At 68.8% G+C, this 288-nt stretch carries 1 protein-coding gene; it reads right to left on the reverse strand.

The window, feature by feature from the left end:
• Positions 1-288: hypothetical protein (locus tag LMU33_RS41055; protein WP_228627240.1), on the reverse strand; the 288-nt coding region annotated here is incomplete at both ends.

Genomic DNA, 288 nt, shown 5'->3' on the forward strand with positions numbered 1-288 from the left:
CGAAGCCAGCGACTGCACATCCCCCTGCTCCACCACTTCCCAGAAACGCGCATCCACCGAACCGGCTTCGGCCGCAGCTGCGGAGTTGGCAGCAGGAACGGCCGGAATTTCCAGCCAGTAACGCTCCCGCTGGAAGGCGTAGGTGGGCAGGTCGACCCTGCGCGCCCCCGTCCCGGCGAAGTGCTTCTCCCAGTCGATGCCGACGCCCCTGACGTGCGCCTGGGCCACGGCCGTGGTCAGGCTGGTGACCTCGGGACGGTTCCGACGCAGCACGGGCACGAACGCATG

Origin of the sequence: Streptomyces barringtoniae (assembly GCF_020819595.1) — a bacterium.
In the GTDB taxonomy this organism is placed as follows: Bacteria; Actinomycetota; Actinomycetes; order Streptomycetales; family Streptomycetaceae; genus Streptomyces; species Streptomyces barringtoniae.